We start from the raw sequence: 26,271 nt of genomic DNA on the forward strand, positions 1-26,271 counted from the left end.
TCCTAACAGGTTTCGAAACCTGTCAGGTACTAAGATAAAAACCCGATAAATTTTTAAAATTTGTCGGGTTTTGTTTTACAATAAATCCTCTGTTTTTTTATAAAAAAAAATGTCTTATTTTTTGATTTTCATATCTTAAAATGATATAATTTTAATACGATTTTACGTTAAAACAAAAATCACTTCACAATGAAAAAAAATCTATTATTTCTGTTTGTTTCTTGTCTTTTTTTGGGATGTTCCAATAAAGAAAATAAAGTTAAAAATGTCGAAAGAGCTTTCTATTACTGGAAGAATGGATCTTCTTTTAGTGAAGAAACGACCCAGGAACTTAATAAATTACAAGTCAGGAAGATCTACTATAAATTTTTTGAAATAGATTATAATGAAGCGATGGGAAACTTTCCATATCAAAAAAATAGTCCAGATGAGTATACGCTCAGAAAACTGGATTCTGTAAGCATCGTTCCTACTATTTTTATCAAGAATGAAATCTTTCAGTATAATAATGAAAAGTCATTGGATAAATTGGCTGATAATATTGTTTTTCTAATCAACAAATATCGTAAAGGCCGTTATCAATATAATGATAAAGTGAATTTCGACTATTCTGAAATTCAAATTGATTGTGACTGGACAAAGTCAACCAAAGACAAATATTTCTATTTATTGAAGAAAATAAAAGAGCTGTCAAAAAAAGAAATCAGCTGTACGCTTCGCCTTTATCCGTATAAATATCCGGAAATTATGGGTGTGCCACCAGTCGATAAAGTCACTTTGATGTGTTATAACTTAATAAAACCATTATCCCAAAAAGATAAAAACTCTATTTTAAACATTGATGAATTAAAATCTTATTTAGATAAAAAGAGAAGTTATCCGGTACACATAGATATAGCGTTGCCTGTTTTTTACTGGACATTATGGTATCAAAATAATCGTTTTGCGGGATTGGTCAATTTTAATTCCGCAGATATTAGCGGGATTGCCAAACAGACCAAACCAATGTGGTACGAAATGACCGAAGATTATACTTTTGAATATGAATATTATCTAAAAAAAGGAGATCAGTTAAAAATAGAAGAGGTCGATTCAAAAACACTTAATGAGGCGATTTCGATTATTAAAAAAAATGTCGAATTAGACGAAACAACAACAATTTCATTATTCCATTTAGATCACAGTACTTTTAAAAAATACAATCATGAAGAAGTTTCTGGTTTTTACAGCTCTTTTAGTAAGTAGTTTTTACCAAAGTTTTGCCTGTGGATATTCTCCGTATGGCGAAGATGTAAGGTATTGTATCTTTAGACCCAATTACTTTAATTACGCTCAATATAAATCATTCTTTTACAATGCAGATTTATGGGGATTTGATTATAGTAGCAATCCGGAGGATTACAAGTTAACTGTAGATTCTAATATAGCAGACTGGTATAATTACACCAACAAAAAAGTTGCTATCGATGCTATTGAGGACTTTAATTTTAATTTGTCTTATACAGATATTCATGCTGATAGCGATAATAAGTTTGTAAAATATCTTTATCAAAACAATAAAATTGCCGCTATTAATTATTTGAAAACGGCAAAAAATTGTGAATTGGCAAATGACTCTGATGATGTATGGGAAAGAAATGAAGCAGTAAATACAGATAGAAGGCTTGACTTATTGAAGAAAATTTCTCAGATTATAGAGAAAGAGAAAGATCAGTATTTTAAAAGAAAATATGCTTTTTTAGCGATTCGGCTTGCTTATTATTCAGGGAAAAATGATGTTATTAAAACTGTTTTTGAGGCTAATTTTAATAAAAGCAAAAAAGATTATTTGTATTACTGGAGTTTGTTCTTTTACACTTTTACAAAATCAAACCCTAGCTATATGGTTGATGTTGCGAATTTAATGGCAAATTCGCCCGAAAAGAGTTATGCAAGCTATTACTATTTTCATCATGATTTTAAAATTGAGCAAGCTTTAAAGTATGCTGCAAATAATGAGGAAAAAGCAAATGTTTATGCTTATGCATCTGTTCAGAAAGTAGATAAAAACCTTGATTATCTGAAAGAGATTTATAAAAATAACCCAAACTCTCAAATATTAGGATTTTTACTTTTGCGCGAAGTAAATAAAATTGAGGATTGGGTTTATACGCCCTATTATTCAAACTATACTCCGACAACAGATTTTACTGATTTTTGGAATGAAAAAATAAAAGTTACAACAGAAACATTACGTAATCGGTCTGAAAAGGATAGATTGTATGCACAGGAAGTATTAGATTTTATAAATACAATTGAGGTTAATAGCACACAAAACCCGATTGTTTGGGAAGCTTCAAAAATCAATTTGCAATTTATTACAAGAAATTATGCTGACTGTTTAAAAAATATTTCCCTGTTTGAAAAAAAGCATCCGTCTGAAAAAGTAACTGAGGAAATAGAAAAAATAAAAGTACTTTGTATTACTGCAGATCAGGAAAAAGGAAAAGCGATTATTAAACCCGAAACAGAATCTGTTATTTTAAAATATAAAAATGATTCTCGCTTTATTTTTGCTTTAGGAAGAGAACTGGAATTTAGGGGAAACATTATTGATGGCTTGGCTTTGTTGTCACTCATTGAACAAAATACAAAGAGATCTTATAATTTGGATGATGTAGAATGGAGAGGCAATCGAATAAGAACATCAGGTAATTTACAAGAGTTTAATCGTTATTTTGACTATTTGGATTTTGTTTATTCGGCTGCAGATTTACAAGCAATCGTGAATAGGATCGACAAAGGTTTTAATACTGAATTTCAAAAAACAATTTATAGTAAACTATTGAAAGACAAAGATTATCTTAAAGATTTATTAGGAACAAAATACCTCAGAGAAAATCAATTAAGCGATGCTTTAAAAACGTTTAGATCATTGGATAAAAAGTATTGGGATGATAATTATAATGCATGGGAAAGAGGAGAGTACGATGAATATTATGCTTTTGATCAGAACCCCTTTTATGACTTTAAGCACACGCCAAGTTTTATTGAACATAAAGAAAAATATATTGTCACTAAACTTTCAGTAACAGAACATCTTATAAAATATACAAATCTGGCAAATAATCCAAAAACAGCAGATAAGGCATATTACTTTTTCCTGATTGCAAATTGTTACTATAATATGTCAGATTATGGAAATTCCTGGATGATGCGCCGTTATTCAAGCAGCAGTTCTTATTATGGTCAAAAAAATGAAAATGAATCTTATATAGATGAGATTGAATACCGAAACAAAATAAAAGCTGTAGACAACTATGAGTTAGCTTATAAAAATGCCAAAACAGCTAAATTCAAAGCATTATGTTTAAGAATGATGGACTATGCTGAGAAGAATCAGTATACTGTTTCAAAAAGAGTTGATAGCCAATTTCCTGAGTTTAGTTCAGATTTGTCTGGTTGCGAAAGCTTAGAAGAATACTTTAAAGCCAGGAGATAATTAAGATTTGACAAACCTAACAGGTTTTTAAAGCCTGTTAGGTTTTTTTATATGAAAGATTTTCCGTCACTAATTCACTAATTATTTTAACACATGCTGACGCATTATTTGTGAATTGCTTCGCCTATTCCCTTCAGTCTGGTCGTGGCTATTTTAAATTAGTATTTTTTTCTAATTATTATTTTTTCTTTCGATTTAAAACCAAAAACAACGGATAAGAAATTGCTGTAATGACAACAATAATGATAAAGCTTTTAGGGTCGCTGTAAACAAAACCTATTAACAAAGCCAGCGAAGCAGCAATAGCGATAATCGTTGTCCAGGGATACCAGATCGAGCGATATGGCCTTGGTAAATCTGGTTCGGATTTTCTTAATTTTATCAAAGAACAGTACGCCAATCCCCAAACGATAATAGAGGTAAAGGCTGCAAATGAAAACAAGACTTCGAATGAACCAATACATATTAGAAATAAACTAAATACAGAAGAAACCAAAAGAGCCACAATTGGAGTTCCGCCTTTATTAACGGTTGTTCCTTTTTCGATAAAAAAACCGTCACGACTTAATCCGTAGAGGATTCTTGGCGGAATCATCATAAAAGCATTCAGGATACTGATCAACGAAAAAATAGAAATAACGGTAACTATTATAGCGCCGTTTTTTCCAAAAATAATGTTTGCTACATCGGCAGCAGGCAGATTCGATTTGGCTACATTTTCAACGGGCATAATATATAAAAAGGCGGCATTTATTAAAACATAAATAACCATTACAAGCAAAACACCGCTGTATAATGATTTCGGAATATTCTTGCTCGGATCTTCATTTTCTTCAGCAAAAAAGCAAACGCCATTCCAACCGTTATAGGTTCCGATAATAAGCTGAAGTGATTTAAAAAAACCGAATAATAAACCAATCTGGACTACAGTATTGTCTTTTGGAATAGGAGCAAGCTTAACACCTGAATACATAAAACACGCGACAACCAAAGCAAAAAAACAAATCACCTTTAATAAACTGGTAATTTGCTGAATTACACTTCCGTTTTTTACTCCGCTTAAATGTAAGAACACAAAAGCAATCAATAATGAAATAGCCATTTCGGTAGCGTAATTTCGAAGGCCGGGAAATAAAATTATAATATATTCACTGATTACAATACAGTAAAAAGCGGGCGGAATAGCATTGGTAATATAATCAAACCAACCCGAAAGAAAACCGGCATAATTGCCAAAAGCCCTTTTGATATAATTATACGATCCTCCGGCTTTTGGAAGCATTGTAGCAAGTTCTGCGTAGGAAGTAGCGCCAATAAGCACAAATAATCCGCCAAAGAGCCAGGACGCTATAATAAGCCAATAATTGTCTAATAATGCTGCAATCGTACCTGGAGTTCTTAAAATTCCAACTCCAATTGTTCCACCAATTAATACGGCAATATTAAAACTTAATCCGAGCGTTTTTTTTAATTGGTTCTTTGTGGAATCCGACATATGTAGCGTTTTTTTGTTTTAATGGGATAAAAAATATCCACCGGGCAAAAGTAATACAATTAGAACACTTTTTTATCTAAACAAAAAACCTCATTTAAGATTAAATGAGGTTTAAGGAAGCTTTGAAGTGGTTTTAGATGTTGTTGCTACTATAAATTTGCTTTTATTTTTTCGATAACAGATTCATATTCTGTATCAGACAAATAAGTTTTTTGAGGATTCATTTCAAAAACGCCTCCAAATCCGTAGCCTTCTTTATATTTTGGAACAATATGAAAGTGTAAGTGTGATAAAGTGTCACTATACGCGCCATAATTAATTTTGGTTGGATTGAAAGCTTTTGCAATTGCTTTGGCAACAGCAGCAACATCCTCCATATATAAATTGCGCTGTTCATTACTCAGTTCATAAAGCTCAGCTGCGTGATTATTATAAACAACATTACAGCGTCCTGTATAGGATTGTTCCTTGAAAAGAAAAAGTTGAGAAACTTTTAGATCTCCGATTTTGATCATCAATTGGTGTAAGGTGTCATTGTTTTGACAGTACAAACATTCTGAAACTGGACTAGGCATATACTCTATTTGTATTTTTATTAGTAAAAATTTTTTTACAATTCTAATTGCTTCAGCAAAAATACTTTTTTATTTTAAAAACCAAAACTTCTTCTGGATTTCAAAAAATGAAATACAGAAAAAGCTTTGGAAACTAAAATCTAATTCAAAAATTTTAGAACTTATATCTCAGACTTGTCATAACCTGACGAGGCGCAATCGGATTCACACTATAATTTTCGTGTACCGTATAATTTAATTCGTTTGTGATGTTTGATAATCGGCATAAAATTGAGAATTTTCTCCATTCATAACCTAGAGAGGCATCGACAGTTGTATAACCTTTTAGAGGAATATCTCTGTCTCTAACTGTTATAGTGTATGCTGGATCCGGTTTTGGATTTGCAGGAGTTGGTTTAACTTCTGTCCATAAATAATCATCATTCCAACCTCCGGTGCGGTCACCTACATAATTTGCAATAGCTCCAAAAGTTAATCCTTTTAATAAGCCCTCTGGCAATTTGTAGAAAAAGCTCAAATTGGCCGTGTTTTTAGGAGTTCTTGCTAATACATCACCTACTACAAGGCTTCCGTTTGTTCCGGACGATTTCGATACTTTAGTTTCATTAAAACTGTAACCCGCCATAATATTCAAACCTTCAACAGGATTTGCAGTGATATCTATTTCGACACCTTTTCCTTTTGTAGCACCTACTAATTCTTTGAAATTGCTGTTGGCATTTTGTGTTACGCCATCTGCTAAAAATTGCGCGGTTTGTGCCAGATTGTTATTTGATATTTGATAAACAGTAACGTTTGTACTTAAAAGACCTTTCCAGAAATCTTTTTTGATACCCACTTCATATTGGTCAATAATGGAAGGATCCAACGGTTTTGAATCTACTGTTGTTCCGGTATTTGGTGTAAAAGAGTTCGAATAACTTGCAAAAAGTGATAAATCGGTAGTTGGCTGAATAACTAATCCTGCTTTAGGCGAAAAAGCTCTGTTTAAGGTTTTGGCTCCGGTAACCGGAAGCGCATTTTCGTAAGCAGTTGTAATGACATTTACATTGTTCTTCTTCTCGATTACTTCTTTTGTAGTTGTAGCTTCGCCTTGTTGCCAGGACCAACGTAATCCTGCTAAAACTTTTACATATTGATTGATCGAAACCAAATCCTGAAAATAAGCTCCAAAACGTTGTGTTTCTGTACTTGTTAATTGAGTAGTTCTTGTAGGGTACGGAATAACATTACTTTGCGTGCTGTAATCGTAAGTATATAGGTTTATCGCTGTAGCTTCTGTTGTTAAGAGGTCTGCAGGTTTTGCCGGATCATAGAATCCAAAAGTATAACTTGGCGCTAGAGAATTTTCGTAATCAACTCCCGTAAATATCTGGTGTTTAATGCTACCGGTATTAAAAGTTCCCTGTAAGCTTAATTGGTCACCAAATATTTGTTCGGCACCATCAGCTTTTGTTAACCCGCGTTTCCAGTTTCCGTTGGCATCAATTGTACTTAATTGTGCTGTTGAAGTCTGAGTTCTGCGGTAAGATTGATAAGAAGAATTAAAATTTAATTTCCAGTTTTTATTAAAATCATGATTAAACAACATCGAAGCACTGGCAGATTTGGTGTTTGCTGTTGACCAAAGTGACCCGAAAAATTCGTTACGAGGTAAGTCTAAAATTGTTTTTCCGTAAATTCCTGTACCAAAATCAGGAGTCCAGTCGGCACTTAAATAATCTCCTTGTACTGTAATTTGTGTTTTGTCTGAAAGATGAAATAAGAAAGAAGGGTTGACATAAATACGTTCGTTTTTTACATAATCCCTAAAGCTTTCTGAATTTTCGTATGAAGCGATAAATCTGTAGGCAATAGATTTGTTTAATGGGCCGTAAATATCTAAAGTTGGTTTATAAAAAGAATAGCTTCCCATTTGCATGGATAGTTCGCCACCTTGCGTAAATTTTGGTGTTTTAGTCACTAAATTCATAATTCCGCCAGGTGCCACATTTCCGTATAATAGGGCAGAACCTCCCTTTAGAAATTCTACTTTTTCTAAAGATGAAACTTCAGGTATAGAACCGGCATTATAGCGAAAACCATTTTTAAACATATTATTGGCAGACATATCATAACCTCTTGAGAAAAAAGATTCTTGTGCGCCACCACGAGCAGATCCTACATAAACTCCGTTAAGGTTTTTTACCACTTCACTTAATCTAATAGCTTGTTGTTCTTGTATTATTGCACTGCCAATTATTTGAACACTCTGTGGCAAATCCATTACTTTGATTCCTGAACGGGCAGCTTCGATTGGTTTCTTGGGTTTATTTGCTGTAATTAAAACTTCATTAAGAATTTCTCCTTTTTTGTTTTTTACAGTATCATTTGCTGTTGTCGTATTTTCGGCCTTTGCATAATCCTGACTGTAAGCTGCAAAACCTATAAAAGATAAAACGAAAAGTAAATTATATTTCATGGTATTTATTTAGATTGAATAAAAATAAGTTTTGCAAATATAAGTGCACTGCGATGTTTTAACAAAATTTATTAAGAGATTTTCTTACTTAAAACTTCATTAGTTTTGTCTTAAGATTTGCTTAAGATTTTGTTTTGAAAGGTTTAATTATTTATAATAAAAAAAATTTTCTGACTCTTTCCGTCCTTCTTTATTAAATTAAAAACAAAAAAAAAGCCTTACTCAAAAGAGCAAGGCTTATACTATTATAATAAGTTGTACTAAATAAACTATTTAACCGTAATTAAGTAGGTCGCCATTTTCCAGATTTCATCATATTTTTTTCCATTATGTTCTCCGGCAGCTTTTTCGGTATAAGCAAATTCTACCATATAGTTTCCAGGCCAGATTGGTGTAAAAGAGATTTCTCCTTTATCATTACTCCATAATTCTTTTTCCCAGCCATTGGGAGCAATTACTTTCATTTTTTGCTCTTTGGCTTCTTTGCCTTCATATAAAGCGTTTATGTTGATTTTTGTTTTTTGTTTAGCAGCAGTTACATCTTTAGCAAATACGCTAATAATGTTTGTGTTTGCAGTTGCTTCATTTCCTTTTATAGCGTTGCCAACAGTAACGGTAGCACTGGAGTTATAATCTAAAACCATAGTTCCGTAAACATCTTTTACTTTATGGTGCATTACAATAGTATAAACTCCATCTTCATCCGGTGTAAAAAATGCCTGGTATTTATTATCTAAAGCTTTCGCTGTAAGTTTAGTTTCTTTTTTTGATGGACTAATAACAACTAAAGTAAAATCTTTTAAATCTGAAAACCATTTATCAGCTTTTGTAATGTCATTATCTGAAAATTCTCCAAAATAAACAGAGATTTCCTGAACTTTTCCTTTTGTACCGGTTGCTTTAGTCTCGATCCAAAGGGCGTGGGCAAATAATTGCGGACTTGCGACTAACATAAAAAGAAAAAGGGTGATTTTTTTTAAAGTATTTGATTTCATAAGATCAGGTTTAAAAATTATTAAGTATGAATTGTCTACAAACTTAACTCTTATTTAGAATAATTAAAAATAAATCTAAAGAAAAACACTATTTTTAAAATAAGGGCATAACATTAAGATGCCTTTTTCTTATTTTTATTATTTCTTCCCCACCAGATTAAGAAACCTGTAATAGGCAAACTTGCTGCAATAAGACTGGCAAAAAAAGCCAATACTTTTCCTGGAAATCCAAGGATACTGCCTACATGCAGATCGTAATTTAAGAAGCGGAATTTTTCTCCATTATTTTTGTCTTCATATCTTATTGTTCTAAGTGGCTTAGCGGTATAACGGTCAAAGTCTATGGCTGTATCATCAAAACGGCTTTTATAACGAATGAAAGTATTATAAGTCGCCAGCGAATCGTTTTCTTCTGGAATAAACAAATAGTAACTTTTTGCCTCCGGATGCGATTGCTTTACGGAGGCGTAAATTTTATCAATCGAATTGTTTGTTGTGTAATGAGTAGTATCAGAAACTATTCTTTCTTTTTTATATGTTTTTCCTCCATTAAACAGCCATTGCAATCCTTTATCATAGCAATCAAATGCCCAGACTAATCCCGTAAGCGCAATTATCAAAGCGAAAATCATCGAATAATATCCCAGAATATTATGCAGATCATAGTTTTTACGTTTCCATTTTGTGGAGTCTTTCCATTTAAACCAAAAACGCTGTTTGGCTGCTTGTTTGTTTTTAGGCCACCAAAGTATAAGTCCGGTAATTAAGGAGATTATAAATATAATGGTTGCAGTTCCAGTAATAGGATCTCCAATTTTACTGTTAAAGCAAAGTGTTTGATGCAGCATTCGAATAAAAACAAAAAATTCTAAATTAAAATCTTCGTGTTTTTTTACTGCTCCATTATACGGATCTACGTAGATATAAGTAGTATGATATTGGTTCCAGTACCAAAATGCGTCCGGATTTAATTCTTCAAAAAACCAGACAATTACAGTACGGTCATCCTCATTAATTATTTGGCATCCCGAGAGTGATTGTTTCTGATTCTTGTTGGCTTTTTTCGCAATTTCAATTATACGGCTTATCGGCAGTTTCTTTTCTATTACCTGATCGGTGTAATAATAGTCGTGAACCACAGGTCGTAATTCTTCTTCAAAAACATACAAACAGCCTGTAATGCCCAATATAATGACAATTAAGCCCGAAGATAATCCCAGCCACAGGTGAATTTTGAGAATAAGTTTTTTAAATGTCATATGAGTACCTTTAAAAAAGATTTATAATTAAAAGCGCCTCAATTCATAAAATTGAGGCGTCAGTTTAAAGATTATTAGGTTTTAAAATTTCATTGTTAAATTAGCCAAGATGCTGGTCGGCGCCTGCGATGTGCCCCAGAAATCCCAGTATCTTTCATTAGTTAAATTATTAAATTTTAAACCTAATCTCCATGTAGGTTTTTCGTAATATACTGTGGCATTGTAAACAGTATATGATGGCATGTAAAAAGTATTATCTGCTGTAAAATAATTTTTGTCTACAAAATTGGCGCCGGCACCAATTCCTAAACCTTTTAATTTGTTTTGGAAAGTATAAGTCGCCCAGAAATTTACTACATTTTCTGGCGATGAGGTCGCTTTGTTTCCTTCAATTGCAGCTACAGATGCTTTTACAATTCGATTGTCATTATAAGCATAACCCGAAATAATGCTTAATCCTGTAAACGGAGTTGCCATTAATTCAAAATCTACACCTTTGCTCACTTGTTTACCATCTTGTATTGTAAATCCTGCAGCATCAGTTCTGGTAGCGTTATCAATTGTAATATTGTAATAACTTACAGATCCGCTTAATTTTTTGTTGAAAGCATCTGCCTTAATTCCTCCTTCATACTGAACAGCATAAATTGGGTCTAAAACCAATTGCGTCGCATCTGGCTGTGTTACAGGCTGCATGTTCTGGAAACCGTTCATGTAATTTCCAAAAACAGAAACCTGATCTTTTACCACTTCATACACTAATCCTAATTTTGGAGAAAGAGCTGTTTGGCTATAACCTTCTGTTGTTCCCACTTTTGCACGTTCAAAATTGTCAAGACGTAAACTTAACATAGCAGAAAATCGGTCTGTAAAATTTACTACATCACAAGCATAGACACTAAAAGTTTTTTGGTCAGCAATAGGTGAAGTTGTCAATACAAGTCCGGCGTCAACCGCTTTTCTTCTAATTGGCGCAAAAGGAGCTGTAACATCTATGTTATCAAGTGTAAAGGTTGTTCCACCAGAAAAAGCAGAGCTGTAAAGTCTGTAATTGACACCGGTAAGAAATTTATGTTTTATGCTTCCTGTAGAAAATGTTCCGTTAATGTTTTCCTGAATGTTGGTATAGTTGTTGAAAATTGGACCCCAAAGACCAACTCTTCTGGCGGTCTGTGTAGGAGAACTCCAAACGGCATAACTTTGATAACTGCGTTCTACATCTTCACCTACAAATGAAAATACGGTGGTAGATCTCCAATTTTCTGAAATTTCATATTCTGCCTGAGCAAAAACTTTTGTAGCTGTTGATTTTGCATCGTTATCATCATGAAACATTGATTTTTTATAATCGATTTTCAAATCGTTCGGATTTGTAATTCCGGAAGTCGCAGCATACGTGTTGTAAGTTCGTCTTGTGTTATTCACGTTATAAAGCTCTGCATCGAAGTTAAAAGTAAGTTTGTCAGATGCTTTGTAAGTAAGACTTGGCGCCACAAGAAGTGTATTGTTAAAGCCATAATCAAGGAAACTTTTTTCTCTGTTTACGGCAAGATTTACTCTAAATAAAACTGTTTTTTCCTGATTTAAAGGCGTGTTTATATCTGCTGTAAGACGGTTTAGGTTGAAACTTCCCGTTGTGTATGATATTTCGGCAGCAGTAGTTTCAAAAGGTTTTTTGGTGACCAAATTTACAACACCTCCAAATGAAGAAACAGAAGAACCAAATAAAGTTCCCGACGGTCCTTTCATTATTTCGATACGTTCTACGTTTCCAAGATCAACAGAAGAACGTCCCGAAGCTGTTTCCATTCCGTTTCTTGCATTAACACCTGTAGAAAAACCTCTAAAAATTACACCAACTCCTCCAGAAGGATAGCTAATAGAAACTACACCAGGAGAGTTTTGTACGGCACCTCTAATATCTACGGCTACTTGTTCCATTAAAAGTTCTTTCTGAATCACACTGTAAACCTGAGGGTTTTCCAGATTTGTTAATGGCATTCTCGCAACATAATCTGTTTTTTTAGATAAAATGCTTTTTTTGCTGTTTACCACAACTTCCTTTAGTTCTTTATTAGAAACCTTCAATTGTAAATTAACAGTTGCTGTTTCGCTTTCACTAACCATAACTTCGCTTTCTGAAGTTTCATAACCTGTTAGGGAAACTTGTAAACTATAGGTGCCTGGCTTTACTCTGCTGAATTCAAAGTTTCCGTTTTCATCAGAAATAGCCCAGTATTTTGAGTTTTTTAAGATAACATTGACTCCGGCTGCCTGTTCGCCATCTGAAGTAGTGATGGTACCTTTAATTTTTCCATTTTGTTGTGCAAAAGAACAAAAAGCAGAAAGTAACAAACTAATTGTAAATAGAAAACGAATCGTTTTCAAACTCGAATATTTCATTTTATTTAATGGGTTTAGTTATTGTATTTATTTAGAATGAATAAAAACAGTGCAAATGTAAAAATTAATCTTTCTTTAACAAGTTTTATTTATTGGGAATGAAATGTTTTTTTGTGATTTTTAAAGTGAATTTGAAATTCTATTACAAATTATAAGATTTATAGTACTCTTATTGCCTCATTTTTAAATTAAATCATGTAATTGTTTTTAACTGAAGAAAGTTAAAAATGAAAGATTTGGATTAAAAAACCTTAATTTTGCAATCTGAAAAATGACCTGATGATTTTACCTTTTTTTAAAAGAATCCAGAATTCACCGCAAGGATTTAGAATAGCCAATACTGTATTTTTTTTCATATCCGGTTTTGGATATTCCTCATGGGTTTCCAGAATTCCGCATATTCAAGCACAATTAAATTTATCTGAAGCTCAATTTGGAGCGGTTTTATTCGCATTTCCAATTGGCTTAATGCTTACCATGCCTTTTACCGGCATGTTGTTAAATAAATACAGCAGCCGTTATATCATGCTTTTGGGAGCAATCATGTTTAATATTGCCTTGTCATTGCCAGGCTTAGCTGCTTTTGTATGGCAATTGGTTATGATACTCCTGATCTTTGGAGCTTCTCGTAATATTTTTAATTTATCTATTAATGCACAATCACTTGAAGTTCAGAAATTATATCCTAAGTCAATTATAACTCGTTTTCATGCCGTTTGGAGTATTGCTGTTTTTTCAGGAGCTGGTTTGGGTTATGTTATGGTAACACAAAATATTGCACCCTCATATCACTTATTGGGAGTTAGTATTTTTATGATGGGACTTACGGCTTGTTTTTATCCCATGAGTATTCATAATCAGCCTGTTCCGGTAAAAAAGAAATTCTTTTCGATGCCGGAAAAAAATCTGGTAAAATTTGCCTTGATTTGTTTTGTTTCCATGGCTTGCGAAAATACAATGTACGATTGGAGCGGAATTTATTTCGAAAATATTTTGAAAGCTTCTCCAAAACTTACCAGCGCTGCATTTGTATTTTTTGCATCGGCGGTAACTTTAGGACGTTTGTTTGGAGATTACGGTGTAATGAAATTTGGAACCAAAAAAATTCTGCTTTACAGCGGTATTCTGATCACTTTAGGTTTTGGAATTTGTTTTATCCTGCCCTATGTTTACCCCACTATTTTCGGTTATGTTTTAATCGGATTTGGGGTTTCCTGCGTAGTTCCGCTAGTATTTAGTATCGCCGGAAGATCCTCAAAACTAAGCAGCGGTTCTGCTTTAACTTCTATATCTACAATTGGCTATCTGGGATTTTTATTGGTTCCGCCAATGGTTGGTTTTATCTCTGAATATCTTAGTATGAAATGGGCATTTTTAATAATGGCACTTTTAGGGATACTGATGATTTTTATGGTGAATAAAATCGGGGAGAATGAGTAGATTTTTTTTTGAAGATGCTAAGATTCTGAGTTGCTGAGGTTCTAAGTTTTTTTGCCACGAAGGCGCTAAAACGCAAAGTTATTTTTTTTAAAGATTTTCCAGCTAAGTCGCTAATTTTTTTTTTGCCACGAAGGCACTAAAACGCAAAGTTTTTTTTTTGAAATATTTTGCCGCTAGGTCGCTAAATTTTTTGCGCTAAGGCTCGAAGATATTAAGTTTTGTGAAAGATTTTGTAACTAAGGCACTAAAGTTTGTCTTTTTGACTTGCTTAAGTTGCGATAAGTATTCTAAAATTTTGCTCTGAAAGAGCTTTAGAAATAGCATAGTGCGAAGCACTATGATGAAAAAAGACTATCGTTTTGCCCTGTAAGGGCAAAAGCGTGATTCCAAAGAAAATACTAATCGTAGGTTATATGGTATTTTCTACTATTGTTACGTTATCTATTCTATGAATCTATAGATCTGTTTGCTTTTGCCCTTTCAGGGCAATATTCGTTTTTGCTTTAGCTCGTAGTGTTGCGCACTATGCTTATGATTTTGGGCTTTCAGCCCATTTTTAAGAGTTTCGAAAACTACAGTGACCTGCTCGTGAATATTTTTTAAACTGGACTGAAGTCCAGCTCTACAAAATGAATCGAACCGAAGGTTCTTTAAATACCAGCGTTCACTCTAAAGGAATTTCTAAAATAATCCCAAAAAAAGAACCGTAGGTTCGATGTATATTGTAGGGCTGGACTTTAGTCCAGTTTTAAACGTTAAATTCGATTACGATTATACAGCTAAAAAAAAATAAGAATTCACAAGATCATTATTTCTTCACCATAATAAAACGCTCCGTTGTCATTTTTCCTTGTAAATTTCCGGTAGCTTCAGCAGTTATCGTATTATCTGCGCCTTTTGTATAAGTAATCTTTTGCGGATAATCGTGTTTAGGATTTTCAAAAACCAATTGTTTATCAGATTCCGAAGTTGAAGGAAATGCAACCGATTTATCATCATTCTGACCTTTTACAGTAGCAAAATAAGTTAATGTTTCTGCTTTTTGAGCTAAGACAATGCTTTCAAAATGTAAAGTGTCTTTTCCTTTTATAAAGTAAGAAGTAGCACTAAAAGTACTGTCGTTAAGTTTGGTCCAGTTTTCTGTTAAAACACCATTAGGAGATTTATTTTCCCAGTTTCCAATAAGCCAGTCTGCTATTTTGATTTTATCTTTTTCTACAGATTCCTTTTTCTGGCAGGAAACAACGGCAACTAAAAGAATTAAAAGAGTAATTTTCTGAAACATATTTATGGTTTTTGATGTTAAATTGAAAAGCTAAGATATTAAAAAAATGGTTGCCAATAATTCACAAATTAGTACGAATTACTATTCAAATGCTAAATGGAAATTTGCCACAGATTACATGATTACAATGTTTTTTGTTTCACGCAGATTCTGCAGATTGAGGCAGATTTAATTTTGATTCTGAATGATGTAAATCTGCGCGTATCTGCTTAAATCTTTTCAAATCTGCGTGAAAAAAATTAGCGCTAATTTGTGTAATTTGTGGTTAGAAAACTTTGTAAAAAATCATTTTAATCCTTTAATCTGTGGCAAAAAAAAATTAAACGCTTTCGCCTAAAATAGCATACACCAGTTCTTTAGTCGGTTTTTGATCTTTTAGTTTTGCTCGGACGTCATCAAAAGTCACTTTAAAATCACAGCCCAGTTTATAATCGCCACAACCATAAGCGGTTTTTCCTTTCATGATGGTTCCTTTTTTGCATTTTGGGCAAGTCAAGGCATCAGAATCAGCTGTTGCTGTTGGTTTTGCTTTTGGAGCTGTTTTTTTGACTTCCAATTTTAGTTTGTAATTTTCTTCAAACCGTATCAAACCTTCAACGGTACCTTCCTCAGTTTTAAAACCTTTTATGTTTACGGTTGATCCTTTTTGTACCAATCTTAAATATTGATTTTCGGATATTTTTTTCTCTGCAAAAACATTAGGCAATAAAAAATCACAACCTGCTTTATAATTCCCGCATCCGTAAGCCGATTTTCCTTTTATTAAAGTCGCTTTCTGACATTTCGGACACGTTTCTGCCAAAATTCCTGCGGCTTTCTTTTTCTCGACTTTCACCACTTCTTTTTGAGTAGCCGTAGCATGCGAAATATTGGCGTGTCGGGTTTCACTTCGAACTTCGGTCACCAAAGCCTCGACCATTCGTTTCATGTTTTTGATGAATGCTCCGGCTGTATAAGTGCCTTTTTCGATATCTTTCAACTGCTTTTCCCAGGAACCTGTAAGTTCTGCCGATTTGATCAATTCATTCTGAATCGTATCAATAAGCTGAATCCCCGTAGGAGTTGGTAAAACTTGTTTTTTATTTCGAACAATATACTGACGTTTAAAAAGCGTTTCGATAATATTCGCACGCGTAGACGGGCGGCCAATACCATTTTCTTTCATTAGTTCTCGTAAATCTTCGTCATCGACCTGCTTACCTGCGGTTTCCATCGCACGCAGTAAAGTTGCCTCTGTAAACTGATTGGGTGGTTTGGTTTCTTTTTCTAAAAACGATGGTTCGTGCGGACCTTTTTCACCCACTACAAAATTTGGTAATAAGTCAGCTTCTTTTTCTTTGGCGTTCGGGTCTTCAAAAACAACACGGAAACCTTTTTTTAAGATCACTTTTCCGGTGGTCTTAAACATAACTTCGGCAGCTTTTCCTATTACTGTAGTATTCGCAACCAGACAATCATCATAAAAAACCGCAATAAAACGTCTTGTAATAATATCGTAAACTTGCTGCTGATTGAACTGCAAATTGCTTTCTATTCCGGTTGGAATTATCGCGTGGTGATCTGTAACTTTTTTATCGTTGAAAACCTTAGGCGATTTTTTTATTTTTTTGCCTAAAAGTGGTTGCGTTAACTCAGCGTATTTTGATAATTTTTGCAGAATTCCCGGTACTTTCGGGTATATATCATTGGGTAAAAATGTGGTATCAACTCTGGGATAAGTGACTACTTTTTGTTCATACAATGTTTGAACGATTTTTAGCGTTTCATCTGCCGAAAATCCAAACTTGGTATTGCAGTATACTTGTAACCCCGTTAAATCAAATAGTTTAGGGGCAAACTCGTTTCCGTTCTTTTTATCGACCGAAACAATTTCGAAATCACTTTCTTTGACTTTATTGGCCAAAAATTCTCCGTCTTCTTTCTTCAGGAAACGGCCTTCTTCATAACTAAAAAGGGTTTCTCTGTATAAAGTCTGTAATTCCCAATAGGGTTGAGGTTTAAAATTTTCGATTTCCTTCCAACGGTCTACAACCATTGCCAATGTTGGCGTTTGTACGCGTCCAATAGACAAAACTTGTTTGTATCCGCCATGTTTTACGGTGTATAATCGTGTGGCATTCATACCCAATAACCAGTCGCCAATGGCTCTTGAAAATCCGGCGTAGAATAAATTATCGTAGTTTTCAGAGGGTTTTAAGTTTTCGAAACCTTCTTTTATTGCTTCGGTTGTTAAGGACGAAATCCATAAACGTTGTACTTCGCCTTTGTAGTTGGCTTCGTTCATTACCCAACGCTGAATCAATTCTCCTTCTTGTCCGGCATCCCCGCAGTTGATGACCAATTCGGCTTTGTCGAATAAGCTTTTTACAATTTTAAACTGTTTTTGAATTCCTGAATTCTCGACAACTTTGGTTTCGAATTTCTCCGGAAGCATAGGTAAGTTGTTCAAATCCCAGCTTTTCCAGTGCGGTTTGTAATCGTTGGGTTCTTTTAAAGTACATAAATGCCCAAAAGTGTAGGTAACGGCATAACCGTTTCCTTCAAAATATCCATCGTGCTTGGTATTGGCTCCCAAAACGGATGCGATTTCGCGTGCTACACTTGGTTTTTCTGCAATACATACCTTCATTTTTCTCCTTCCTTGTTTAAAAAGCGAAATTAGGGATTTAGAATTTGGTATCGAAATTTTTTGCCACTAAGACGCTAAGGCTCGAAGTTTTTTATTTTTTAATTTCACAATCCCAATAACTATCAGGAGCAGAATTATAAAGTTTTTTTCTGCTAAATTTTGGAACTTTGCGTTTTACGCGAGATTCTTAGCGTTAAGATTAACAATACCTAAATTAAATCACGCAAAGACGCAGAGTCGCAAAGTTTTTTGTTTCACGCAGATTTATAAAGATTTAAGCAGATGGTCGCAGATTATATAATCAAAATAAATCTGCGTGAAATAAAAAAATCATTTCAATCCTTTTAATCAGTGGCTATAAATAAATTTTTTACTTCCGATAGCGATCAGGATTGCGAGATTATTTCTTTCTCCTGTCGGTAAGATATTTTCGAATTGGAATATCATAAAAAATCATCGTTAAATAAGCGATACCAACTAGAAAAATTGTTCCTGTAATGATAATAAACGTCAATTGAGGTGTTTCGGGTTTGTATTTGATGTAATAGTTGGCGAATATCCACATGGCAGCGTAATGCGTCATGTATAGCGGATAGGATATTTTTCCGAAGAAGATACACAGCTTTTTGAATCCCGGTGCCAAAGTTGCTCCGGCTCCTAATACAATCAATAAAGGGAAATACAATAAAACGACCAAAGGTTCTGTAAGCCAATTGAAATCTGAAAAAGGCAATACGAAGGCTAAAAGCAGTAATACTGATAAGGCAATAAATCCTAATTTCGATTTAATAATCCAGTTCGAGCGGTAAATGAGCATTCCTGCTAAAAACGAATACGAAATACGACCAAAACCATCCCAAAAAGTTTCTCCGTTCCATCCGCCCATTAAGGAACCTCCCGCACGCTGACTGACGAAACAAATTCCTGCTCCAGCCAAAATAGTCACTAAAAATAGTAAACGACGGCTGAGTTTGTAAAGGAATAGCGCATAGAGAATATTTGCCACATATTCCCAAAACAAAGACCAGGCCGGCGCATTTAAACCAAATATATTGAAATAACGATCTGCCATAACCGGAAAAGGAATCAGAAAAACCGAAGCCAGAAATATCAGAATCAATTTACCCATTTCGTAAGTTTCAGGATGACCGCCAAACGGATCAAAGAGAAAAGCCAATAAACCCAAAACAGAACCAAAAACAACCAAAGGATGCAATCTGATTAATCTTAATTTAAAAAAGTCAGCCAGTTTCATTTTGGTAATTCGGTCATGATAGGCGTAGGCAATAACAAATCCCGAAAGACAGAAGAAAAAGTCAACCGCAAGAAAACCATGCGCAATAAAATTCTCGCTGGGCGGATGAACAATTTCCATAAAATGAAAAATTACAATAGCCACAGCAGCTATTCCTCTTAATCCGTCGAGGATTTCAAAATGTTGTTTTGGTTTTGAAGATTCGATTTTAAATTGTTCTCCTGTTAACTTAATTTCAATATTCTCTTTTGTGTTCAATTTTTTCAGTTCGGCCAGAATAGAATCTACCAGCAGTTCCGTTTCCTTTTTTATTTTTTCCTGATTCTCACGAAATTTATCATCAACAATAATCGTATTAACGTAATTCTGAGTTTCCATATTGGATCCGTTGATGGGATAATTTTCCGGCATTTCTTGTGTGTAATCTTTTAGATTCCAAAATTTTTTCTCGTAAATCTTGTCAGATAGTTTAGTAACATCAATTTCAATTTGAACTTGAAGTGTTTTATTTCTTTTAAAATAGTTGTCAATTCTGTCTTCAAAATCTAATAAACAGTTTTTGTTATAATCAAATAAATTTAATGCTTTCAAAAGACTAATTCTAAAATTGTCAAAGTTTTCGTCTGGCTGAATTTTTAACTTTCTAATATTCATTTAATCTTTACAATTTGAGTTATCCGTTTTCACAAAGATTGATTTTTTCTAATTATAAAAAAAGCCACAAAAATATTTTCTTGTGGCTTTTTTATATTTAAGTCTTCTATTTTATACTTTAAAAATATCAATTCTTTCCATCCAGAAAATTCCTGATTCTAAAAATTGAAGTTTTGTCTTCACGATTTTGTCACTTTTATCTCTTGGATTTTTGGTTATGAATCTCGCTGTTGATTTATTAAAATCTAAAGTGTATTTCTCGTCAAAATCTTCACTTTTTTTAGAAGAAAAAGTAATCATATTGTCTTTTGCGCTCCATTTTCCTTTTCCGTATTTGTTAACTTCCGGTGGAGTTCCGCCCTGCATTTTCGAATACGAATGAAATTCAAATGTTCCGTCCTGATTTAAAGTCAGTTTATATTCTATGATATGTTTTCCTTCTTCGCCAAGTGAACGTGTATAATCGCCAGCAAAATTGTTCGATTGTGCGAATAGGGTTAGGTTGAAAATTAAAAGTAGGGTTGTAAGTATTACTTTCATTAGTGTGGTTTTTATTGGTTTGAAAATGGATTAGAAATTCTTTGTCAAAAGTAACAGGTTTATATTTAATCTCTTATTTGAAACCGTAAATCTATTTGTAGAAATGCTGAGTTATTCCTCATCTATTTTAAAAATTCTTGAATAGTTTCCAAATTCAGTTCCTTTAAGGTTTTCTTCGATTACTTTTTTTGCTGTATCAAAGTCAACAACCATACAGCCAACTTCCATTGTTCCGCTGCCAATACTTCCTCCCTCGGTATGGCCAAGTCCTGTCCATCCTAAAACTTCGTCCATTTTTGCTTCGAGTCTGTGTCGTTTTTCAAGATCCTGTTCAGTTCCAAAACCATCAATGATATACTCAATTTCTAAAAAAGAAACTTTATCCTGATCAAATTCTCTGTAACCTTCTTTTAGTTTTTCGTCAATTTCTTTTTGAACATTCTTTCTAAAATTCGAAAATAATCCGCCTTTGACTTCTTTGTTTTGTCCTTGCTCTCCAACTATTCCCCAATGTACAATGGCTGTTTTTTCGTCTTTATTCCAGGTTTCCCAGTACCAAAGCTGATTATCTTTTAGTCTGTAAAGTTTAAGCATCGTATTTTTAGTCTTTTAAATTGTTTTTTTACTCTATAATACAGATTTGCAATATGTTCTCACAAAGATTGTTTTTTTTCTTTTTACAAATGTAAAAAGCTACAAAAATATTTTCTGTAGCTTTTGCAAGTCCGGGCTATCGAACTTGAAGATATATCGTGATTATTCGAATTACAAATTATTCGTATAATTCCCAATACTGATCATCAATAAATTGCACAAAAGGCTCACTTGTAAATGTTTGGCTGTAATCTCCGTCTTCGTCTAAAAGGTAAAAACTTTCTCCCTTTTTTATTATAGCACTATAACTCATAGCGGCTTGATATGGCGTATCAAAATAATAAAGTTTGTCTTCTTCTATACAAACTTTATTAAAAACTGAATAAAGAAACAAAAGTCTTGTTTGACGCAGTACTTCAGTAATTTCGTCAATAGTTTCTAAGTATTGTTTAGGTGATTTTATTTTATTAATATCAAAATCTTCTTTCAATAATTTTACATTGTCTGAAAAAGGTTTAAGTTCAAAATTATTAGAAATATCTTCAATTTCTTGTGACAGTTTGTTTTGTTCTTCTTTTGTCATTATTTTTTTTTAGGGTGTTTTTGGTTATAAGTAGTATGATAACGATAGTTTTTCAGCTAGCGCGAGCGTGCCGCTCGTGCATATATAGTTTTTTATAGTTTTGTTAACCCGATAGCGCGGATTTGTAATCCGTGCCCGCAAAGAGAGTCATCTTTTAAAAATACAAAGTATTGTATCTCAATTTTGGAGGCACGGATTGCAAATCCGCGCTATCGAATTAGAAGGTATATCCGCGCGATCTGGGTTATTTTTTTGTGATCCAATCATATAAAAAGTTACCGCCCAGCTCACTTAATAGTAAACCAGAAATGAATATAATAATTGTTGCCCAAACTGGATTTCGCCCAAGCCAGTTGGAATAATTATAATACCAAGAAATTTTTAATTTCTTAATATCTTTTTTTGTGTTTGATATTAACTTAGCATGTATTGCTTTTGTATTTAAAATATTTTCAGCTGAAAGGCTTATATGAGGGTTTTTAAAAAAAGTTGATATTTGTTTTTTATATATTGCTTTATCGAATAAACATCCAGTAATATTATTTTGCATAATTTCACCAGCTTGATGATTTAAGCCTCCATACGCATTAAACATAATTGTAAAAGCATAAATAAACCTTAATAAATAATTCTCAGCCGTTATTCCTTCACGTAGATTCAATTCTTCTAAACCAAATGTTGATATAACAATGAAATTATTTTTTATTGGTCTGGTAAAATAATTTCCCTGAAGAGGTCTGTCAATAATGCCAACAGAAAAATCAGCATCATTTGCAATATTAATTGTAGCCAATTTATTATCTGTAATTGTTAGATTATCTTCATTTAAAAAAGTTGGGGAGGTAATAATGATATCATTTGTAGATTTAAATGTTAATGATGAATCAAATCTTTTTTTTAGTTTTGAAAAATCTAAATGATCATTATGACCAATTTTAATTATTTGAATATTTGTCATTTAATGTTTTATTTTTGTGTTTTTTAGGTATTAAATAATTTAATTTTGAAAAATACGGTAATTGATTATAAAGTTTTTATTAAAAATAAGGTACAGACACTTGTGTATTGCTTGAAAAACTCACTTTCATCGATTTTTTGACCTTTTTGCAATCCAATATATTTATCAACTTTCACATAGGATACTTCAATATCATTTTAAGCTCTGTCTAAACCCGATAGCGCGGATTTGTAATCCGTGCCCGCAAAGAGAATCATCTTTTAAAAATACAAAGTATTGCATCTTACTGTTGCGGGCACGGATTGCAAATCCGCGCTATCGAACGTGAAGGTATATCCGCGCGATCTGGGTTATAGCTCCCCAAAGAACACAAAAAAAATGCAAACTCAGAGACACTTGCATAGAACTTTATAAGGAAAAATTCGAAGAGCAGGAATCTTGTTTCTTTTATTCTTGAGATAAAGTTTTTATATATTCCAGCATATGTTTTTCGTAAGACTTTTGTAGATCGACTATTTCTTTATAAGCTTCAATCATTTCGCGATGATACTTTTGATGAATTTCCTTTCTTACTACAAATAATTCGCGATTTTTTTCAGTTTTTTTATCTGAATAAGGTTGTGATTTGAGATCTTCCAATTTTTCATTATTATGTTTAAGAGAAATTAAAGATGAAGGAGCAATTCCAGATAATTTCTCAAGGATTTTAATTTTTAACGTGTTTATACTTGAATGTAATTTTTCATCTTCAACATATATCATTAAAAGTGAATGAGAACTCTGGAACTCTTTATAAATGTTATCATAATCGGATAGTTTTCTTAGAACTTCTTCATTATTGTAATCATCAATTAGACCAAATGAAGAAGAAGTTAAAATGTTTATCCATTTAGAAAAACTTTTGTGAAATTCTGTCAATGCATTTCTTTCATCATTTTTGTGCCCAATTTGTAAATTGGTTAATAAATCTAATTTTGATTTTAAGCTCGCATTTTTTTCTAAAAATTTTTGTTTAACTAATTCTATTTTATTTGTCAGTTCTTCAATATCTTCATTTGTTGCAATATTTTTACCTTTTTCAGTGAAATATGATTTGAATAATGCTAAATACAATCCAATTATGACAAGTGAAATTTGTAATACTATCTGTAAATCCATTCTTTATAATTTAAAACTATCAATTGCTTTTATTTTTTTCTGATTTCAGAATTTGCTTTCGTCGAAAATTCTAATATCTTTTTTGCACGTTGCGTTTTTATAAAATTTAATTCCTTTTCTTCTTTGTGTGTGAAATAGTTCATATGTAGGGGAAACTCTTTACTCAAGTTTTCAAAATCTTTTTTTATGACTTTTATTTGATTTTTATTTTCATATATTATCAAAATGTCAATGTCATTCGCACTTCTAGGATTTAAAAGAAATGAGCCGAATAAATAAAAGTCGACAAAATTGACTTTTAAAGAAAGACCTTTTACTACAGTTATTAATTCTTCTTGTATTGATTCCAGTTCCATTTTAAATTAAGTTTACCCATTAATTCACCCCATTTAAATGTTTTTATTTCTCTCGAATCAGCAAGTTGAATAGCGGAGGTAGTAATACTACCGTTGGGATTTGACTTTAATATTGCATCGAATTTTGCAAATTCACTTACAGCACTTCTTATAGATTCTATACCCAAGTCATAATCATTTAAAGCTATAATTATAACTGTTTCTAGATTATGTCGAGAAATTTCATAACGTTTGTTGTCTAACCTCTTAACCTTTGAAACTTTTGTATGTTGTTCCAATCCTCTAGTTATAAAATATACATCAGGAGGTAAATAAGGCCAATAATTATGCTGCTTTACCGCTCTCATTAAATCACCAAAACCACCCAAAACTATTTTTTTTGAATTTAAGTAATCAAAAACATCTCCATTAATAAACGGTTCTTTAGAAGTATGTAAAATAAAATTTGCATTTTGATTAATGAGAATTGCGATAATATCATTAACTTCAAATCTATTCAGATTTGTTTTTGTAACAGTGAATGAAGAATTATCTTTTTTAGAAATTTGTAAAAGATTTTCTGAAAGCATATCAATTGATTCTATTTTATTATCGTCATTTAACTTTTCGATAATCCATTCGAAAGGGGATTGTTTAGCCATAACTAATTTTTAAAAATATTATTTAATTCTTGTGGAAATTGAAGAGCGTTTATCTCTTCATTATTAATGTGTTTTGCTTCAAAATCAAGAAGATGTTGTCTGAACAATTCAAATGTTTCCATCTCTATTTCATTTAATAAATCATAGTTCACCTCAATTGTTGAAAGTATTTTGCGGTTGTTTGGTAATATTTTTTGCTGGATTTTAGATAACCATATTTTTGGTATTTCACTTTCAGGATTAAATCTTTGTTCTGTTAAAGGACCGTAAGTTTTAAAAATTGTTTTGTTTTCATTTAATAAAGGGATAATTGACCGTCTGACATCAATTCTATTTTCATGTTTTTTGATGTTAAAAATTAATTTAATTTTTTCACTATGTGTCTCTTTCCAATTAAGAATTTTCTCTTCAGGAAATTCTGATTCTGCTTTGTCTATTTTAGTATGACAATTTGGACACAATAGAATAAGATTTGAAAATTCTCCTTTCAAATCTTTTGAAATTGTTAAATCGCTTCTTGGTCCAGAATTTCCAGCACTAATAATATGAGCCATTTCTGCAATGTGAAAATCAGTATTACCAATACTTAAAAATAGATTTATATTACATCCTGGATTTTGGCAATATCCGCCTGAATCAGCAAAGAGTTTAATTTTTGTATGTGGGTTTGGTGAAGCTTTTCCTCTAGAACAACTCATAAATAATTAGTATATATTAAGTTCATTTATTTAGATAAAGACCTAATTCAGTAAAATTGTATAATAGAAGTTATTAATTAAAGTAGGTGAAAATTAAACTCAAAAAAACATTGCATGTATTTGTAATCTGCGCTTGTAGTGATTGATTATTTTGTCTCTTACATTTAACATTATATCTTATTACCTCATTGTTTGGAGTACAGATTGCAAATTAATGCTGCCGAATTTTAAATTTACAATACTTAGTTAATTTAGTATTCGCCAAATTCTGCTTCTGTATCAGAATCTAATTGTGGATCCAAATATTTTTCTTCATGTGCTCCATGTAAAGAAATGTACAATCTTTTAAATAAAAGATCAAAAGGATTTTTACCACCCAAATCAATACTTAAATCGACGATATATTCTTTTTCATTTGTTGTCTTTTCTAGATCTACACAGCGTAGAGCCAAATGAAAATTTGCAGTTCCATATATCGAGACACCAACTAACCTAAATCTAGTTGTATCTAAATTAAAATGTTTAGATATTGACTCTAGGCTATTCCCGCCTAAAAAATCAGCGATATCTGCTGCAACTGTTCCTTTGAAATCACCATATTGAACTTCTGCTTTCATATTTTTTTAAATTAATTATTTCATTTTTATAAAAACAAACATCGGTTTTAATTTGAATTAAGCACCAAGTAAAAACACCTGATTTTGTTTAAATTAATTTTTGCTAAAAGTAAATCTTCTCAATTCAATAATTTTACGGAAAACCATAAACGCCTAAAGAAAACCAAAACCCCAGGTACTATCTTAATTACCTA

The 26,271-nt window shown here is 32.5% G+C and carries 21 protein-coding genes; 3 read left to right on the forward strand and 18 right to left on the reverse strand.

Going from position 1 to position 26,271, the window contains the following annotated elements; translation table 11 throughout:
- Nucleotides 1-189 precede the first annotated feature (189 nt).
- Both FLP_RS04160 and FLP_RS04165 read left to right on the forward strand, forming a co-directional pair.
- Nucleotides 190-1,245: a glycoside hydrolase family 18 protein gene (locus FLP_RS04160; protein WP_065448267.1), complete on the forward strand. Its 1,056-nt coding sequence runs from the start codon at nt 190-192 to the stop codon at nt 1,243-1,245.
- A complete protein-coding gene (locus FLP_RS04165; RefSeq protein WP_065448268.1) occupies nt 1,205-3,481 on the forward strand; it encodes a hypothetical protein in 2,277 nt (758 codons plus the stop codon). The genes FLP_RS04160 and FLP_RS04165 overlap by 41 nt, the downstream gene beginning before the upstream one ends.
- 178 nt (nt 3,482-3,659) lie before the next feature.
- On the opposite strand, the gene FLP_RS04170 is transcribed toward FLP_RS04165, so the two are convergent.
- The 6 genes from FLP_RS04170 to FLP_RS04195 all read right to left on the reverse strand — a co-directional run bounded on the left by FLP_RS04170 (nt 3,660) and on the right by FLP_RS04195 (nt 12,669).
- A complete protein-coding gene (locus tag FLP_RS04170; protein WP_065448269.1) occupies nt 3,660-4,976 on the reverse strand; it encodes an APC family permease in 1,317 nt (438 codons plus the stop codon).
- Nucleotides 4,977-5,125: 149 nt separating this feature from the next.
- On the reverse strand, nt 5,126-5,551 hold the full coding sequence (locus FLP_RS04175; protein ID WP_065448270.1) for an HIT family protein: 426 nt from the start codon (nt 5,549-5,551) through the stop codon (nt 5,126-5,128).
- 154 nt (nt 5,552-5,705) lie between these two features.
- Nucleotides 5,706-8,012 carry a TonB-dependent siderophore receptor gene (locus FLP_RS04180; protein ID WP_065448271.1) on the reverse strand — a complete coding sequence of 769 codons (2,307 nt, stop codon included), beginning with the start codon at nt 8,010-8,012 and terminating at the stop codon, nt 5,706-5,708.
- Nucleotides 8,013-8,281: 269 nt separating this feature from the next.
- Nucleotides 8,282-9,007, reverse strand: coding sequence for a DUF4198 domain-containing protein (locus FLP_RS04185; RefSeq protein WP_065448272.1), 726 nt, complete (start codon nt 9,005-9,007; stop codon nt 8,282-8,284).
- A gap of 113 nt (nt 9,008-9,120) precedes the next feature.
- Entirely contained in the window at nt 9,121-10,266 is a 1,146-nt protein-coding gene (locus FLP_RS04190; protein WP_065448273.1) for a PepSY-associated TM helix domain-containing protein, read from the reverse strand.
- Between the two features lie 81 nt (nt 10,267-10,347).
- Entirely contained in the window at nt 10,348-12,669 is a 2,322-nt protein-coding gene (locus tag FLP_RS04195; RefSeq protein WP_065448274.1) for a TonB-dependent receptor, read from the reverse strand.
- 279 nt (nt 12,670-12,948) lie between these two features.
- Here FLP_RS04195 and FLP_RS04200 point away from each other — a divergent pair, with 279 nt between their 5' ends.
- The gene (locus tag FLP_RS04200; protein WP_065448275.1) at nt 12,949-14,109 is read left to right on the forward strand and encodes an MFS transporter; all 1,161 of its coding nucleotides are present in this window, start codon (nt 12,949-12,951) and stop codon (nt 14,107-14,109) included.
- A gap of 808 nt (nt 14,110-14,917) precedes the next feature.
- Here the strand turns inward: FLP_RS04200 and FLP_RS04205 are convergent.
- The 12 genes from FLP_RS04205 to FLP_RS04260 all read right to left on the reverse strand — a co-directional run bounded on the left by FLP_RS04205 (nt 14,918) and on the right by FLP_RS04260 (nt 26,077).
- The gene (locus tag FLP_RS04205) at nt 14,918-15,394 is read right to left on the reverse strand and encodes a DUF6265 family protein (protein WP_065448276.1); all 477 of its coding nucleotides are present in this window, start codon (nt 15,392-15,394) and stop codon (nt 14,918-14,920) included.
- 319 nt (nt 15,395-15,713) lie between these two features.
- The gene (locus FLP_RS04210; protein WP_065448277.1) at nt 15,714-18,023 is read right to left on the reverse strand and encodes a type IA DNA topoisomerase; all 2,310 of its coding nucleotides are present in this window, start codon (nt 18,021-18,023) and stop codon (nt 15,714-15,716) included.
- A gap of 400 nt (nt 18,024-18,423) precedes the next feature.
- Nucleotides 18,424-19,932 (reverse strand): acyltransferase family protein, encoded by a 1,509-nt coding sequence (locus FLP_RS04215; RefSeq protein WP_243397506.1) that lies wholly within the window; start codon nt 19,930-19,932, stop codon nt 18,424-18,426.
- A 111-nt stretch (nt 19,933-20,043) separates the two neighbouring features.
- Nucleotides 20,044-20,472, reverse strand: a complete 429-nt coding sequence (locus FLP_RS04220; RefSeq protein WP_065448278.1) for a copper resistance protein NlpE N-terminal domain-containing protein — start codon at nt 20,470-20,472, stop codon at nt 20,044-20,046.
- Between the two features lie 111 nt (nt 20,473-20,583).
- Entirely contained in the window at nt 20,584-21,066 is a 483-nt protein-coding gene (locus FLP_RS04225) for a WGR domain-containing protein (protein ID WP_065448279.1), read from the reverse strand.
- A 178-nt stretch (nt 21,067-21,244) separates the two neighbouring features.
- Complete coding sequence (locus FLP_RS04230) at nt 21,245-21,649, reverse strand: hypothetical protein (RefSeq protein ID WP_065448280.1); 405 nt, start codon at nt 21,647-21,649, stop codon at nt 21,245-21,247.
- 244 nt (nt 21,650-21,893) lie between these two features.
- Complete coding sequence (locus FLP_RS04235) at nt 21,894-22,607, reverse strand: hypothetical protein (RefSeq protein ID WP_065448281.1); 714 nt, start codon at nt 22,605-22,607, stop codon at nt 21,894-21,896.
- 447 nt (nt 22,608-23,054) lie between these two features.
- Nucleotides 23,055-23,765 carry a hypothetical protein gene (locus FLP_RS04240; RefSeq protein WP_065448282.1) on the reverse strand — a complete coding sequence of 237 codons (711 nt, stop codon included), beginning with the start codon at nt 23,763-23,765 and terminating at the stop codon, nt 23,055-23,057.
- Between the two features lie 29 nt (nt 23,766-23,794).
- Nucleotides 23,795-24,121: a nucleotidyltransferase domain-containing protein gene (locus tag FLP_RS04245; RefSeq protein WP_065448283.1), complete on the reverse strand. Its 327-nt coding sequence runs from the start codon at nt 24,119-24,121 to the stop codon at nt 23,795-23,797.
- The gene (locus FLP_RS04250; protein WP_065448284.1) at nt 24,091-24,762 is read right to left on the reverse strand and encodes a hypothetical protein; all 672 of its coding nucleotides are present in this window, start codon (nt 24,760-24,762) and stop codon (nt 24,091-24,093) included. The genes FLP_RS04245 and FLP_RS04250 overlap by 31 nt, the downstream gene beginning before the upstream one ends.
- Before the next feature lie 2 nt (nt 24,763-24,764).
- A complete protein-coding gene (locus FLP_RS04255) occupies nt 24,765-25,460 on the reverse strand; it encodes a hypothetical protein (RefSeq protein WP_065448285.1) in 696 nt (231 codons plus the stop codon).
- Nucleotides 25,461-25,711: 251 nt separating this feature from the next.
- Nucleotides 25,712-26,077 (reverse strand): hypothetical protein, encoded by a 366-nt coding sequence (locus FLP_RS04260; RefSeq protein WP_065448286.1) that lies wholly within the window; start codon nt 26,075-26,077, stop codon nt 25,712-25,714.
- Between the last annotated feature and the right edge of the window lie 194 nt (nt 26,078-26,271).

The sequence above is a fragment of the Flavobacterium piscis genome (assembly GCF_001686925.1).
Taxonomy (GTDB): Bacteria; Bacteroidota; Bacteroidia; order Flavobacteriales; family Flavobacteriaceae; genus Flavobacterium; species Flavobacterium piscis.